Consider the following 13,663-nt stretch of genomic DNA (forward strand, 5'->3'; position numbering starts at 1 on the left):
TCTATTCTTGAAACTTGTTTTCATCAGCAGGGACATTCAGTATTTGCAATGCACCCTTCATGATTTCAGAAAAAACGGGGGCAGCAACTGAACCGCCATAGTAAAGGTCACCTTGAGGCTCATTGACCACAACAACCAGCGCGACTCTTGGGTCACTAACCGGGGCAAAACCTGCAGTAATCGCAATGTATTCGTCGCTGTATCCGCCAGCTTCAGCCTTACGAGAAGTACCCGTTTTTGCTGCAACTCGGTAACCAGGAACGGCCGCTCTTGTTGCTGTGCCGCCTTTTTGAGTCACCCCTTCGAGCATATTCAAAACCAGTTCAGCGTTCTCGCGCTTGATGATCTGCTTAGAAAAGTCTTGGTCGTTACTCTTAATAATATGAATCGGTTCATACATGCCTTTGTTGGCTAGCGTCGCATACGCATGGGCCAACTGCATCGGTGTAACAGACAAACCGTAACCGAATGATAGTGTTGCAATTTCAAACTTAGACCAGCGACGACGATTCGGGAAAATACCGCTCGTTTCACCGATTAAGTTCAGCCCAGACATTTCGCCCAGACCAACAGAACTGTACATCCCTAGCAGAGCTTCTAAAGGCATGTTAAGTGCCAACTTCGCCACACCGATGTTACTCGACTTCTTGAGGATCAGCGCTAAATCAGCCTTACCGACTTTAGACGAGTCTCGCACACGACTGCCACCGATCTGCATGATGCCGTTGCCAGTATCAATAACGATATCTGGATCAGCTGTACCGTTCTCTAGCGCTGCTAAAACCACAAAAGGTTTCACGGTAGAACCGGGCTCCATCGCATCGGTAAGTACGCGGTTACGCATCTTAAAGCTTTGTAAGTCAGCACGATTGTTTGGGTTATAAGAAGGCGCATTAACCATCGCCAACACAGCGCCGGTTTTTACATCCAACAAAATCGCTGAGCCAGAAGTCGCCTTATGATCGGCCACCGCCTGTTTAATCGCTCGGTAGGCGATCGCTTGTAATCGTTGATCGATCGTTAGCTCGAGTGGTTTGCCTTCTTCACGCTCTTCTAAAGCAATGTTTTCAACAACACGTCCGTAGCGGTCTTTACGAATCGTACGTTTACCTGCTTCACCCGTGAGCCACTTATCGTAGCTGCGCTCGACACCTTCTAGGCCGCGTCCATCAATTCCGGTCACACCAATAAGATGCGCGCTGACTTCACCGGCTGGGTAATAACGACGTGATTCTGCTTTAAGACCAATACCCACCAGCTTTAAGTCGCGGATGTATTTCGCCATTGCTGGGCTAACTTGTCTTTGTAGGTAGATAAAACGACGAGATTTGTCGCTGGAGATCTTGTTGATCATCGATTGTCGATCTAAGCCAAGTACATCAGCTAGCGCATACCAACGATCAATTTGGGCCATGCCATTTTTATCGAAGATGGTTTTCGGGTCAGCCCATACCGCTTCAACAGGAACACTGACAGCAAGTGGCTCACCATTGCGATCAGAAATAATGCCACGAGCAGAAGGAATAGCCTTAACACGCACCGAACGAAGGTCGCCCTGACGAATTAAGTTATCTGGTTCAATGATTTGTATATAAGCCACACGACCAACAAGTGCAGCAAAGGCAAGAAACACGAAAGCAATAACGACGTTAAAACGCCATTTTATCAGAACTGGATCCGAATCCTTTTCGCTCTTCACACGCTTTTTCGTTGATTTATTAACGGTTTTCGCGGGTGATTTTTCCTTTTTACCGGTCATTTCAGTGTGATCACAACTTCTTTATCAGAGTCTGGACGTTTCATGTCTAACTCTCGTTTTGCCGATGCTTGAACGCGACTGTGTTCAGCCAAAGCTGTCTCTTCAAGCATTAAATTTCGCCACTCATCATCTAGCTGCTCTCGTTCGACTAATGCCATGTCTTTTTGCGTAATCGCCTGACGTGACATATGTGTCGTAAGAACGACCCCCATCGCGCTCGCGAAGATACAGATAAGCAGCACCAATGGGACTTTACCCACGGAGATCAAATCAAAAAATATTATCTTGGCTAAGTTAGGTTTGGAGGTCTTCATTGACTATAGCTTTTCTGCGATTCGTAATACTGAGCTACGCGAACGAGTATTCTCATCCACTTCATCTTTAGAAGGCTTGATCGCTTTACCAACAGGCTTAAGATCAGCACTGCCTAGCGCTTTGATCTGCTCTTCTGTTAGTGGCAGGCCATGTGGTACTTGCGGACCTTGGCTCTCTTTACGGATAAAGCGCTTCACCATGCGGTCTTCAAGAGAGTGAAAGCTAATAACAGACAAACGGCCTTCAGGAGCAAGAATGCTTGCTGCGCCTTTCAGGGCTGTATCGATCTCTTCAAGTTCACTGTTGATGTAGATACGGAAGGCTTGGAAAGCACGTGTTGCTGGGTGCTTTTTCTCTTTGAAGCTTTTTGGAGCTACATCCGAGATAAGCTTAGCCAACTGACCAGTGCGCGTTAGAGGTTCGTTCTCTTCATTCTCTTGATAAGCGATGATGCCTTTCGCGATACGACGAGCGTGTTTGTCTTCACCGAACTCACGGATAACCCATGTGATGTCATCAAGATCGGCTTCAACTAACCACTGAGAGACAGGAATACCGGTTGTTGGGTCCATACGCATATCAAGCGGACCGTCTTTCATGAAGCTAAAGCCACGCTCAGCGTCATCTAGCTGTGGTGAAGAAACACCTAGATCCAGTAACACACCATCCACTTGACCGACTAAGTCATAACGCTCCGCATATTCAGCCATACCTGAGAACGGGCCGTGAATAATCGTAAAACGAGGGTCATCAATCTTTTGCGCTTCTGCAATCGCTTGTGGATCGCGGTCAATACTAAAGAGTCGTCCATTCTCGCCCAGTTTAGACAGGATTGTACGGCTGTGACCACCACGGCCAAAAGTACCATCGATGTAGGTACCGTCAGGTTTGATCGCAAGTCCGTCAATAGATTCGTTAAGCAATACTGAAATATGTTTGAATGCTTCTGTCATAGTCTTCTCAGTGAGTGGATTGAGCCATTAGTTCGGCAATAATTTGTTCTATTAACGTTTTAGTGTACTGATTTCACGCCGTATCTCCACCATATTGTGTATAGGCTTTGGGAATTTTTGACCCAAGCTCATATCAGGGTGAAGGATTCTAAGGAAATCTAAATAATTTACGTCAATATAAAGCAAAAAACCCATCACTACCGTTAAGTAATGATGGGTTCTTTATATAGGTGGAGTTGACACATACGCCGGGTTCTGTTCCGCTTGCGCGGCGGTAACCATTCGTCTAGGCCTGCAATCGCTCACAGGCTCAAGCAATCTACCCGCCCCCATACGCGAGCAACGCAATGTGAGGGCCTATTTGATCTTGCTCCGGGTGGAGTTTACCTTGCTACGAACTGTTGCCAGTCGCACGGTGCGCTCTTACCGCACCCTTTCAGCCTTACCTGTGCCCCTTCCGAAGAAATGAGGCCATCGGCGGTCTTCTCTCTGCTGCACTTGTCGTGGGCTCGCGCCCCCCAGACGTTATCTGGCACCCTGCTCTATGGAGCCCGGACGTTCCTCCCCTCTGCCAGTCTCCCGAAGGACTTCAACGTCAGTTTCCCGAAGGACCTCAACGTCAGTCTCCCGAAGGACATCAGCAAAGCAGCGATTACCCGTTCAACTCCGAGGGCGGATTGTATAGAGATTAGGGTGCAGTGTCTAGCGAGATCACAAATATGGTGCAAACCTCTAAGCAACTGCGTGAATTTCACACAATTCAAACAAAAAAAGAGGAATGACGGCAATACCATCATTCCTCACAAGCTTTTCAATACAGGTTAGCTACTCTATAAAGAGGTTTCTAGTTGTCTAGATGCTCTAGGCCCCATTTGTATAAAGCGTTCTTTTTCAGATTGTAGATTTCTGCCGTCATTGCCGCCGCTTTTTTAAGAGGCAGCTCTTTGGTTAGAATGCCTAGTGTGCGAGTCGCTTCGTCTGGCAATTCTGTGCTCGCTTCTTCACGGTGGCCGTGAATCAGTAACACCATCTCACCGCGTTTACGGTTCGCGTCTTCTTCAATCCACTCAATAAGTTCACCCAGTGGCAGCCCTTGGATGGTTTCGAAGGTTTTAGTTAGCTCACGCGCCAATACAACCTCACGGTCAGGGCCAAGAATCTCAAGCATGTCTTGCAAAGAGTCTGAAATACGGTGTGGTGATTCATAGAAGATGCAGGTGCGCTCTGCCTTTGCGATCTCTAAGAACTTGTCTTTACGACCTTTGCTTTTGGGCGGTAAGAAGCCTTCAAAGCTGAAACGATCTGACGGTAAACCAGAAGCACTTAACGCGGTAATCACAGCACAAGCACCAGGAAGTGGCACAACTCTCACACCCGCTTGACGACATTGTGAGACAAGATGGTAACCTGGGTCACTAATTAAAGGAGTACCCGCATCAGAGACTAATGCGATAGACTGACCTTCTAATAACCTTTCGACTAGAACTTGCGCTTTAGTTTGTTCATTATGATCATGTAAAGCGAACGTTCTGGTTGATATATTGAAGTGAGCAAGCAGCTTACCCGTGTGGCGTGTGTCTTCGGCTGCAATAACATCGACACTTGATAAAATTTCAATTGCTCTTTGAGTGATATCTCCCAAATTTCCGATTGGGGTTGGCACAATGTAGAGAGTTGGGCTCTCTGTGAGCAAGGTTTTGTTATCTGTCATTTGTTTACCATCACTTCAACGATTAATATAGATACAAATTTATACGGAATTTAAAGAACTCATGGCAACGATGAACCATAAGAGACTCAGTGTACCACGCTTACTAACTCCAATTGCATTAGCAATTACATTGGCGGCTTGTTCTTCAGGTCCTCAAGCACCAACGAGCGTTGATATTACACTAGATCCAGCGCAATCAACTGAAAGTTACATGATGCAAGCGGATAGTAGCAAAGGAAGTCTACAAAACGACTGGTTAATCATGGCGCTTAAGGCTTCTGTGCAAGCTGGAAAAACCGATCAAGCAACTCTGCTTATTAAACGCTTAGCAAAACAAGAGCTGAGCGAAACGCAACAAGCGGAATGGCAATTAGCTCGCGCTCAACTGTTGGTGAATAACTCGCAGCCTGAACAAGCTTATAGCCAACTGAACTTCCAGCCTTGGTGGAAACTTCCGAACGAGCAGTGGAAAGATTATCACGAGCTACGCGCGAACATTTCTGAAATGCAAAGCGAGTATTTTGAAGCAAGCCGTGAGTTAGTTCTTTATTCAGAATATCTAGACGCTGACGACGAGCTCCAACAGCAAGCTGCTGACCGTATTTGGCAGAACCTAAATAGCTACTCTCAATATGAGATTCTGGAGCTTAAGACGTCGCCTACAGAAGACGTTCTCGCAGGTTGGTTACAGCTGGCGATTTACATGAAGACGCTGAACTCAAACCTTCCAAACCTGCAGGAAACCTTGTCGGATTGGCTAGCAGAGAATCCTCAGCACCCAGCAGCGACATACACACCTCAGGCGATCACTGACGTCTTGGCACTAGAGATCAGCAAGCCAACCAGCACTGCACTATTACTGCCTCTAACCGGTAAGTACGGCAAGCAAGCACAACTTGTGCGTGACGGTTTCATCTTTGCGATGATGAATGACAAAGAGCGCGAAGAAGATGCAACGCTGACGGTAATGGATACCAACGTGCAAAGTGCCGCTGAGATTAAAGCGACACTGGAAGAGAACAACGTTGATTTCATCGTTGGCCCGCTGATTAAGAGCAACATAACTAAACTTCAGCAAGCGCAGAAAAACCACGAGAACTCGATTCCAGCTTTAGCTCTGAACATTCCAACGCAACTAGAACCAGATACTAACATTTGTTATCTCGCTCTATCGCCAGAGCAAGAAGTCGCTCAGGCAGCGAAGCACCTATTTGCTCAAGGCTACAAGTACCCGCTTATCCTTGCGCCAAGAGGACGTTTAGGTGAGCGAGTTGAGCAAGCGTTTAAAGAAGAGTGGAAAAAATACAGCAGCAACGATGTTGCTATCAGCTTGTTCTCTGACAAACGCCAACTGCAACGTAATGTGAATCAGGTATTCGGCTTGCAAGAGAGCCAACAGCGTATCGCTCAAATGGACGGATTACTGAACCTAGACCTAGAAACCGAGCCACGCAGCCGTCGTGATATCGATTCTGTCTACATTGTGGCTAAGAACTCAGAGCTAACACTAATCAAACCCTTCATTGAAGTTGCAATTAACCCAGATGCGAGCCAACCCGCTCTGTTCTCAAACTCACGCAGCAACAGCGGTGATAAGCAGTATGAAGACCTAACCGGTGTGTTCTACAGCGATATCCCACTATTAGTTGAGAATAAAAACGAGCTTAATAAAGAGCTCAACGACCTATGGCCTGCGCACTCAAACGGCCAAAAGCGTCTGCAAGCACTAGGAATGGATGCATACTATCTAATGGATGCACTGCCACAGATGAAAGCCGTGCAAGGTTACAGCATTCCAGGTGAAACGGGTGTGCTAACCATCGATAACAACTGTGTGGTTCAACGTGAAATCAGCTGGGCAGAGCATGGGGCTTTTTAGCCGAAAGTTCCTATCCAAACCAACCATCACCCACAAACAAGTGGGTGATAAATACGAGGCCGTGGCAAAATCTTATCTGATTAACCACGGTTTATCGTTAATAGAAGAAAACTTCATAGCAAAATGTGGCGAGATTGATCTTATAATGCGCCATAACAATACGGTTGTGTTTGCTGAGGTAAAATACCGCAAGCAAACCCGCTACGGACATGCCGCTGAAATGGTGACTGCCAAGAAGTCACAGAAACTGCTCAAAACAGCCAATGTTTGGCTTATGCAGCAAGGCTTGTCGGTGCACTCTACAGATTTCAGGTTTGATATTGTTGCCATTGAAGGGCCGAATGACACTATCGACTGGATTCAAAACGCGATTACCCAAGGATAAACATGCTAGACAGCATTAAAGAAAGTTTCACAGAAAGTATTCAAATCCAAATTGCGGCTGCAGAAGCTCTGCCTGACGCAATCACGCATGCCGCTCAAGCAATGGTTGCGACCTTGCTTAACGGAAACAAAATTCTTTGTTGTGGTAATGGTGGTTCGGCGTCGAATGCTCAGCAATTTGTATCGTGCCTACTCAACCGATTTGAAACAGAGCGCCCTAGCCTTCCAGCGATGGCACTCACAGCAGATAACACCACGCTAACGGCTGTGGCTAACGACTACCACTATGAAGAGATCTTCTCTAAGCAGGTACGTGCGTTTGGTCAAACTGGCGATATTCTGTTGGCTATCTCGACTAGTGGTAACAGCAAGAACATCATCAAGGCAATGGAAGCGGCGGTAACTCGCGACATGACAATTATCGCCTTTACCGGTAAAGATGGTGGTGAGATGGCAGGTTTGCTTGGTGAACACGATGTAGAGATTCGTATCCCTTCACACCGTACAGCGCGCATTCATGAAGTACACATGGTGACACTACACTGCCTATGTGACCTAATCGATCAAGTACTCTTCCCTGCTCACGAAGAGTGATATACGGAGCATCACAATGAAATCATTAACCTCTATGAGGCTGTTTAAGCTGATTAGTGTTTCGCTACTTACACTGTCTCTGTCTGGTTGTGCTGGCATTTTCATTGCTGGTGCTGCAACCACTGCAAACCTAGTCACGGATACGCGAACAACCAAAGAGATTTGGAACGACAACAACATCGAATTTGAAGTCGCAGCGATTACCAATAAACAACCATTCCGTGGCAACGTACGTGTCACCGCAAGCTCGTACCGAGGTTCGGTGGTATTGATGGGACAAGCAACCACAGATTCAGAACGTCGCGCTTTTGAAAACCAAGCCAAAGAAGTGGCTGGCGTTGAGAGCATCCACAATCAGGTTCGAGTGAAAGAACCTTTGTCTGTAAGTGCTATTAGTAAAGACAGCTGGATTACCACTAAAGTGAAATCAGCTCTGCTTGCGAATGCTGAGCTTAACGGCATCAAAGTAAAAGTGATTACTGAGGATTCAGAAGTATTCCTGCTTGGACTCGTGACTCGAGAGCATGCCGATATCGCAACAGAAGTTGCTCGTAACATCTCTGGCGTAAAACAGGTCATTCGAGCGTTTGAATATGGTGAAGAAGAGACGGCTGTTAACTAGCCTTAAGCCAGTCAATTGAATGCTATATAGCAGAAAAGAAAAAGCAGCGACGAGTCGCTGCTTTTTTATTTGGTTCGTTATCTAATACCAATCGTAGTAAATAATCTATCATTCTAGCTTGTTAAAAATCTCGATAACTGCGTTAGAATTTTTGATTGTAGAATAACTACTTATCAAAAAATTCCGCCTTGCTCTCAAGCTTTTTTCCTGCGCTATTTCTGATCACTTACTTACTGTGATTGGTATAACTAACGTTATTTGATAACACGAAGGCTTGGGCGACCTTTCGCTGGACGAGGTGGCTCAAGATCTGAGTCTGGCTCTTCAGCATCTACGTCTGCCGTTGCTACGCTCAAAGATGGGCCTTTTTCTGGTTCTTCAAAAGGACTTTCTTCAATCCCTTCTTCAAACGCTTCCATGTAAGCCTCTTCAGGTTCAAACATGGTACCAGCACCATTTTCACGAGCATAAATCGCTTGTACTGCGTAAAGCGGAACGATCACAGAGTGTGGACGACCACTAAAGCGAGCACTAAACGTCACAGCTTCGTTACCCAGTTCAAGTTGTCCAACCGCACGAGGCGCGATGTTCAGAATGATCTGACCATCTTGAACAAACTCTTCTGGAACTCGCACACCCGGTAATGTTGCTTCAACAACAAGGTGTGGAGTTAGTTCGTTATCAACCAGCCACTCATAAAATGCGCGAAGCATGTATGGTCGGCGTGGAGTCATATTAGAAATATCCATAAACGCTTAGCGAACGAGTCTCATCTCACGCTCAGCTTCAGTTAGAGAAGCTAGGAATGAATCACGTTCGAATACGCGGTTCATGTAAATCTTAAGCTCTTTAGAACCAGGACCAATTAGTTCGATACCAAGCTCAGGTAAACGCCATAATAGCGGAGCTAGGTAACAATCAATTAGGCTAAACTCTTCGCTCATGAAGTATTCATACTCAGCGAAGATAGGAGCAAGAGTCAGTAGGTCGTTGCGCAGTTTAACGCGAGCTGCTTCAGATTCTTCAGCGTTGCCTTTAACGATCTTCTCTGCAACTGAATACCAGTTACGCTCAATGCGGTACATCATTAGACGGCTGTTACCACGAGCAACCGGGTATACAGGCATCAACGGTGGGTGAGGGAAACGCTCATCTAGGTATTCCATGATGATCTTCGAGTCATATAGAGCAAGCTCACGATCAACAAGAGTAGGTACTGATTTGTACGGGTTCAGTTCAACAAGCTCTGCTGGTAGATTTTTTTCATCAACCAACTCAACTTCAACACTTACGCCTTTTTCAGCAAGAACGATGCGCACCTGATGGCTATACATATCAGAAGCACTTGAGAAAAGAGTCATTACAGAACGTTTATTGGCAGCTACAGCCATGGAGCCCTCCAGTACACTTTAAATAAAAACAATGGAGGCCTAAAGCCTCCATTGAACATTAACATAATTTGGGAATTAGCACGGTATTATAGCACAATTAGTGCACATCACGCCAATACTCTTTCTTCAGCAAAATCACGATGATAGTGAAGATTACTAAGAAGGCCATTACCCACCAACCCATAGCGTGACGCTCAAGTTGAACTGGGTCGCCCGAGTAAACCAAAAAGTTAACAAGGTCACGAACTGCTTCGTCGTATTCACCAGCACTTAATTCGCCAGAGCCGTCAGTCTCAGTGCCAACAACAACCGTCACTTCCTCGCCATCTACCATATGAGTATCGTAGATTGGTGTTGGGATACCTTGCAGTTCTTCAAGAACGTGCGGCATACCAACGCTTGGGAAAACAATGTTGTTCACGCCAAATGGACGAGACGGATCTTCATAGAAAGTACGAAGGTAAGTGTACAGCCAGTCTGCGCCACGAACACGAGCAACCAATGTTAGGTCTGGTGGCGGAGCACCAAACCAACTTGCCGCTTGATCAGAAGGCATAGCATTAACCATCAAGTCACCGATTTTCGCTTCAGGGTCGAAAATCAGATTTTCCTTCATAAGATCAACGGGGATCTCTAAATCATTCGCAACACGTTCATAGCGCTGGTACTGCGTTGAGTGACAAGCGAAACAGTAGTTCATGAACATCTTAGCGCCATTTTGCAATGAAGCTTTGTCTGTTAAATCATTGTTCGCTTTGTCTAATGGTACGTTTGCACCCGCTGCCATCACCAGTGACGGCAACATAGCAAATAAAATTACAATCCACTTTTTCATTTGAATGTCACCCTTTCTGGTAATGGTTTCGTCGCTTCATTTTTACTGTAGAACCACAGTAGAACGAAGAACATGAAGTAACCTAAGCTAAAGATTTGAGCCAGTAGCGTGTATGTTGGCGTTGCTGGAAGCGCACCAAGTACACCAAGCGCAATAAAGCTTATTGTGAATTGGATGATGTTAATCAAATGCAGTTTGCTACGGTAACGGTAAGAACGCACTTTACAACGGTCGAACCATGGTAGTAGGAATAGCACAACAATAGATGCGCCCATTGCTACAACACCTAGCAACTTATCAGGAACAGCACGCAGAATTGCGTAAAACGGCGTGAAGTACCATACCGGAGCGATGTGCTCTGGTGTTTTCAGTGGGTTAGCAGCTTCAAAGTTTGGCGGCTCAAGGAAGAATCCACCCATCTCTGGGTTAAAGAACAGCACATAACAGAAGAAGAATAGGAAACCGGCCACACCAACCATATCTTTCACGGTCCCGTATGGGTGGAAAGGAATAGAGTCAATGATGTCGTATTTCTTAGTGTAATCCTTGTGGAATGGGAACTGCGTTTTGTAGTCGTCGCCCATTGTGCCTTTAGGAAGTTTCGTCTCAATACCGTCTGGGTTGTTCGAACCCACTTCGTGCAGTGCTAGTACGTGAAGTACGATAAGCAGCAGAAGTACAATTGGTAGAGCGATAACGTGCAGTGCGAAGAAACGGTTCAGCGTTGCACCAGAGATGATGTAGTCACCACGGATCCAAAGCGTTAGGTCATCACCGATAACAGGGATCGCACCAAACAGAGAAATGATTACCTGAGCACCCCAGTAAGACATTTGACCCCATGGTAGTAGGTAACCCATGAAAGCCTCAGCCATAAGCACTAAGAAGATCAACATACCGAAGATCCAAAGTAGCTCACGAGGCTTTTGGTAAGAACCATAGATTAGGCCACGGAACATGTGCAGGTAGATAACAACGAAGAATGCCGAAGCACCTGTTGAGTGCATGTAACGTAGTAGCCAACCGTATTCCACATCACGCATGATGTATTCAACAGAAGCAAATGCACCCTCACCTGACGGTACGTAGTTCATTGTTAGCCAAATACCCGTAAGGATTTGGTTAACCAATACCAACATTGCCAAAGAACCGAAAAGGTACCAAAAGTTAAAGTTCTTAGGCATTGGGTATTCAGATAAATGCTTTTTATACGCATTCATCGCGGGTAGACGTTTCTCTACCCAATCAAGCAATCCTTGCATTACGCGTCTCCCTCGTCCACACCGATCATGATCTTAGTGTCACTCAAATACATATGCTTTGGTACAACAAGATTCAATGGAGCTGGTACGCCTTGGAATACTCGACCTGCCATATCAAACTTTGAACCATGACAAGGACAGAAGAAACCAGACTTAACACCCTGAACTTGTTCTGCAAAAGAATCCGGCAGGTAAGTTGGAGAACAACCTAAGTGCGTACAGAAACCAACAGCAACGAAGAATTCCGGCTTAATTGAACGGAACTCGTTCTGTGCGTATTCTGGTTGTTGTTCAGCTTCAGATTGAGGGTCACGAAGTTGACCACCGATCGATTTTAGGTTTTCTAGTACCGACTCAGCACGGCGTACAACCCATACAGGTTTACCTTGCCACTCGACACGAACCATTTGTCCCGGTTCTAACTTACTGACTTCCACTTCCACCGGCGCGCCCGCAGCTTTCGCCTTGGCACTCGGATTCCATGATTTAATAAAAGGCACGGCTACAGCAGCTGCTCCTAAACCACCAACAACGGCTGTTGTTGCGGTTAAGAAACGCCTGCGACCGTTATTTAAAGGCGCGTTGCTCATCCAAACATTCTCCCATTTGCTCCTTGTGGATTGAAATAATTCCGATTAAAGAGCATGGCTAACAAAATATGTATTTAGTTCTATTTATTGACGGCAAATGATAAATAAAACCCTACTTTTTGACAAGATAAAGCTACCTTTTTGTAACAATCATGAGGCAAAGCGCACATTGGGTTACAAAAGCTTTCAAAATATAAGAATTTGGAAATAAAACGAGGAAGGGAAAGCGTTTAGAGGGGGTATAAAAACAAAAAGCCCGGCATATAGCCGAGCTTTGAACCACAATTCCAGTCGTAAAACTGGGGGCGTGTACTTTTTCGTAAAGAAAAATTAACGCTTAGAGAATTGAGGTTTACGACGTGCTTTACGTAGACCAACTTTCTTACGTTCAACGCAACGAGCGTCACGAGTAACGTAGCCAGCTGCACGTAGAGCAGGACGTAGAGTTTCATCGTACTCCATAAGAGCGCGAGTGATACCGTGGCGGATTGCGCCAGCTTGACCAGAAATACCACCACCAGAAACAGTGATGTAAAGGTCAAGTTTCTCAGTTAGTTCAACTAGCTCAAGAGGTTGCTTAACAACCATACGAGAAGTTGGACGACCGAAGTAAACATCAAGGCTACGCTTGTTGATTACGATCTCACCAGAGCCTGGTTTGATGAAAACACGAGCTGCTGAGCTTTTGCGACGACCAGTGCCGTAGTATTGATTCTCTGCCATTTTCATAATCCCCTTAGATGTCTAGTACTTGTGGCTGTTGAGCAACATGGTTGTGCTCAGTACCAGCGTACACTTTAAGCTTACGGTACATCGCGCGGCCTAGAGGACCACGTGGAAGCATACCTTTAACTGCTAGTTCTAGAACCATTTCTGGTTTCTTAGCAATTAGCTTTTCAAAAGTGATAGTTTTAAGACCACCTGGGAACTCTGAGTGACGGTAGTAAACCTTACCCTTAGCTTTGTTACCAGTTACAGCAACTTTCTCAGCGTTAACAACGATGATGTAATCACCAGTGTCTACGTGAGGAGTGTATTCTGCTTTGTGCTTGCCGCGTAGGCGAGAAGCGATTTCACTTGCTAGACGGCCAAGAGTTTTGCCTTCAGCGTCTACAACATACCAGTCGCGTTTTACAGTTTCTGGTTTAGCAACGAAAGTTTTCATGCTAATAATTACCTATTTAAAAAATTTACACTTAAGGAATACTCGCGTATTCCCACTGTCTAAGAGTTACCATTCATCACCCCTTCGAGTGTTGGAAAACTCTTGGCATAACGTGATTTTACTCATCGCTAGAGGCCCGCAGTAACGGTAGGTCGCAGGATTATAGAGAAGAGCGAAGAAAAAATCACCTCTTTTTGAACAAA

General features: G+C 45.7%; 15 protein-coding genes and 1 other RNA gene. 4 read left to right on the forward strand and 12 right to left on the reverse strand.

Annotated features, from left to right (window positions below):
* Position 1 precedes the first annotated feature (1 nt).
* The 5 genes from AB6D93_RS13195 to rsmI all read right to left on the reverse strand — a co-directional run bounded on the left by AB6D93_RS13195 (position 2) and on the right by rsmI (position 4,738).
* A complete protein-coding gene (locus AB6D93_RS13195; protein WP_102332769.1) occupies positions 2-1,759 on the reverse strand; it encodes a penicillin-binding transpeptidase domain-containing protein in 1,758 nt (585 codons plus the stop codon).
* On the reverse strand, positions 1,756-2,073 hold the full coding sequence (ftsL, locus tag AB6D93_RS13200; protein ID WP_048662657.1) for a cell division protein FtsL: 318 nt from the start codon (positions 2,071-2,073) through the stop codon (positions 1,756-1,758). The genes AB6D93_RS13195 and ftsL overlap by 4 nt, the downstream gene beginning before the upstream one ends.
* Positions 2,074-2,076: 3 nt before the next feature.
* Positions 2,077-3,027, reverse strand: a complete 951-nt coding sequence (gene rsmH / locus AB6D93_RS13205) for a 16S rRNA (cytosine(1402)-N(4))-methyltransferase RsmH (RefSeq protein WP_017066240.1) — start codon at positions 3,025-3,027, stop codon at positions 2,077-2,079.
* 228 nt (positions 3,028-3,255) lie between these two features.
* Positions 3,256-3,695, reverse strand: an RNA gene (rnpB, locus tag AB6D93_RS13210) — RNase P RNA component class A.
* A gap of 176 nt (positions 3,696-3,871) precedes the next feature.
* Complete coding sequence (rsmI, locus tag AB6D93_RS13215) at positions 3,872-4,738, reverse strand: 16S rRNA (cytidine(1402)-2'-O)-methyltransferase (RefSeq protein WP_019824587.1); 867 nt, start codon at positions 4,736-4,738, stop codon at positions 3,872-3,874.
* 61 nt (positions 4,739-4,799) lie between these two features.
* Between rsmI and AB6D93_RS13220 the strand changes: the two genes are divergently transcribed.
* From AB6D93_RS13220 to AB6D93_RS13235, 4 genes are read left to right on the forward strand one after another with little or no spacing between them, the layout of a single operon-like run.
* Positions 4,800-6,617, forward strand: coding sequence for a penicillin-binding protein activator (locus AB6D93_RS13220; RefSeq protein ID WP_017069550.1), 1,818 nt, complete (start codon positions 4,800-4,802; stop codon positions 6,615-6,617).
* A complete protein-coding gene (locus tag AB6D93_RS13225; RefSeq protein WP_017059277.1) occupies positions 6,604-7,002 on the forward strand; it encodes a YraN family protein in 399 nt (132 codons plus the stop codon). Before AB6D93_RS13220 ends, AB6D93_RS13225 begins: the two co-directional genes overlap by 14 nt.
* 2 nt (positions 7,003-7,004) lie before the next feature.
* Entirely contained in the window at positions 7,005-7,595 is a 591-nt protein-coding gene (locus tag AB6D93_RS13230; protein ID WP_004729817.1) for a phosphoheptose isomerase, read from the forward strand.
* 16 nt (positions 7,596-7,611) lie between these two features.
* Positions 7,612-8,217: a BON domain-containing protein gene (locus AB6D93_RS13235; RefSeq protein WP_017059276.1), complete on the forward strand. Its 606-nt coding sequence runs from the start codon at positions 7,612-7,614 to the stop codon at positions 8,215-8,217.
* Positions 8,218-8,471: 254 nt separating this feature from the next.
* Here AB6D93_RS13235 and sspB read toward each other — a convergent pair whose 3' ends face one another.
* The 7 genes from sspB to rplM form a co-directional block, all read right to left on the reverse strand.
* On the reverse strand, positions 8,472-8,966 hold the full coding sequence (sspB, locus tag AB6D93_RS13240; protein ID WP_276605699.1) for a ClpXP protease specificity-enhancing factor: 495 nt from the start codon (positions 8,964-8,966) through the stop codon (positions 8,472-8,474).
* A 6-nt stretch (positions 8,967-8,972) separates the two neighbouring features.
* Positions 8,973-9,608: a stringent starvation protein SspA gene (gene sspA / locus AB6D93_RS13245; RefSeq protein ID WP_009848943.1), complete on the reverse strand. Its 636-nt coding sequence runs from the start codon at positions 9,606-9,608 to the stop codon at positions 8,973-8,975.
* A 97-nt stretch (positions 9,609-9,705) separates the two neighbouring features.
* The gene (locus AB6D93_RS13250) at positions 9,706-10,443 is read right to left on the reverse strand and encodes a cytochrome c1 (RefSeq protein WP_017061436.1); all 738 of its coding nucleotides are present in this window, start codon (positions 10,441-10,443) and stop codon (positions 9,706-9,708) included.
* A complete protein-coding gene (locus AB6D93_RS13255; protein WP_017061435.1) occupies positions 10,440-11,705 on the reverse strand; it encodes a cytochrome bc complex cytochrome b subunit in 1,266 nt (421 codons plus the stop codon). The genes AB6D93_RS13250 and AB6D93_RS13255 overlap by 4 nt, the downstream gene beginning before the upstream one ends.
* Complete coding sequence (gene petA, locus AB6D93_RS13260) at positions 11,705-12,295, reverse strand: ubiquinol-cytochrome c reductase iron-sulfur subunit (RefSeq protein WP_017061434.1); 591 nt, start codon at positions 12,293-12,295, stop codon at positions 11,705-11,707. Before petA ends, AB6D93_RS13255 begins: the two co-directional genes overlap by 1 nt.
* 330 nt (positions 12,296-12,625) lie before the next feature.
* Positions 12,626-13,018, reverse strand: a complete 393-nt coding sequence (rpsI, locus tag AB6D93_RS13265) for a 30S ribosomal protein S9 (protein WP_004740758.1) — start codon at positions 13,016-13,018, stop codon at positions 12,626-12,628.
* A gap of 13 nt (positions 13,019-13,031) precedes the next feature.
* Positions 13,032-13,460 carry a 50S ribosomal protein L13 gene (rplM, locus tag AB6D93_RS13270; RefSeq protein WP_010434689.1) on the reverse strand — a complete coding sequence of 143 codons (429 nt, stop codon included), beginning with the start codon at positions 13,458-13,460 and terminating at the stop codon, positions 13,032-13,034.
* Positions 13,461-13,663 lie beyond the last annotated feature (203 nt).

This window comes from Vibrio sp. 10N.247.310.23 (assembly GCF_041467155.1).
Taxonomy (GTDB): Bacteria; Pseudomonadota; Gammaproteobacteria; order Enterobacterales; family Vibrionaceae; genus Vibrio; species Vibrio crassostreae_C.

What these genes read in the sequence shown, in the direction of transcription:
- ftsL (WP_048662657.1), bottom strand. Translation starts at nt 2,073, where the DNA reads ATGAAGACCTCCAAACCTAACTTAGCCAAGATAATATTTTTTGATTTG.
- AB6D93_RS13250 (WP_017061436.1), bottom strand. Translation starts at nt 10,443, where the DNA reads ATGAAAAAGTGGATTGTAATTTTATTTGCTATGTTGCCGTCACTGGTG.
- AB6D93_RS13225 (WP_017059277.1), top strand. Translation starts at nt 6,604, where the DNA reads ATGGGGCTTTTTAGCCGAAAGTTCCTATCCAAACCAACCATCACCCAC.
- AB6D93_RS13220 (WP_017069550.1), top strand. Translation starts at nt 4,800, where the DNA reads ATGGCAACGATGAACCATAAGAGACTCAGTGTACCACGCTTACTAACT.
- AB6D93_RS13235 (WP_017059276.1), top strand. Translation starts at nt 7,612, where the DNA reads ATGAAATCATTAACCTCTATGAGGCTGTTTAAGCTGATTAGTGTTTCG.
- rpsI (WP_004740758.1), bottom strand. Translation starts at nt 13,018, where the DNA reads ATGGCAGAGAATCAATACTACGGCACTGGTCGTCGCAAAAGCTCAGCA.
- petA (WP_017061434.1), bottom strand. Translation starts at nt 12,295, where the DNA reads ATGAGCAACGCGCCTTTAAATAACGGTCGCAGGCGTTTCTTAACCGCA.
- rsmH (WP_017066240.1), bottom strand. Translation starts at nt 3,027, where the DNA reads ATGACAGAAGCATTCAAACATATTTCAGTATTGCTTAACGAATCTATT.
- AB6D93_RS13195 (WP_102332769.1), bottom strand. Translation starts at nt 1,759, where the DNA reads ATGACCGGTAAAAAGGAAAAATCACCCGCGAAAACCGTTAATAAATCA.
- AB6D93_RS13230 (WP_004729817.1), top strand. Translation starts at nt 7,005, where the DNA reads ATGCTAGACAGCATTAAAGAAAGTTTCACAGAAAGTATTCAAATCCAA.
- AB6D93_RS13255 (WP_017061435.1), bottom strand. Translation starts at nt 11,705, where the DNA reads ATGCAAGGATTGCTTGATTGGGTAGAGAAACGTCTACCCGCGATGAAT.
- sspA (WP_009848943.1), bottom strand. Translation starts at nt 9,608, where the DNA reads ATGGCTGTAGCTGCCAATAAACGTTCTGTAATGACTCTTTTCTCAAGT.
- sspB (WP_276605699.1), bottom strand. Translation starts at nt 8,966, where the DNA reads ATGGATATTTCTAATATGACTCCACGCCGACCATACATGCTTCGCGCA.
- rplM (WP_010434689.1), bottom strand. Translation starts at nt 13,460, where the DNA reads ATGAAAACTTTCGTTGCTAAACCAGAAACTGTAAAACGCGACTGGTAT.
- rsmI (WP_019824587.1), bottom strand. Translation starts at nt 4,738, where the DNA reads ATGACAGATAACAAAACCTTGCTCACAGAGAGCCCAACTCTCTACATT.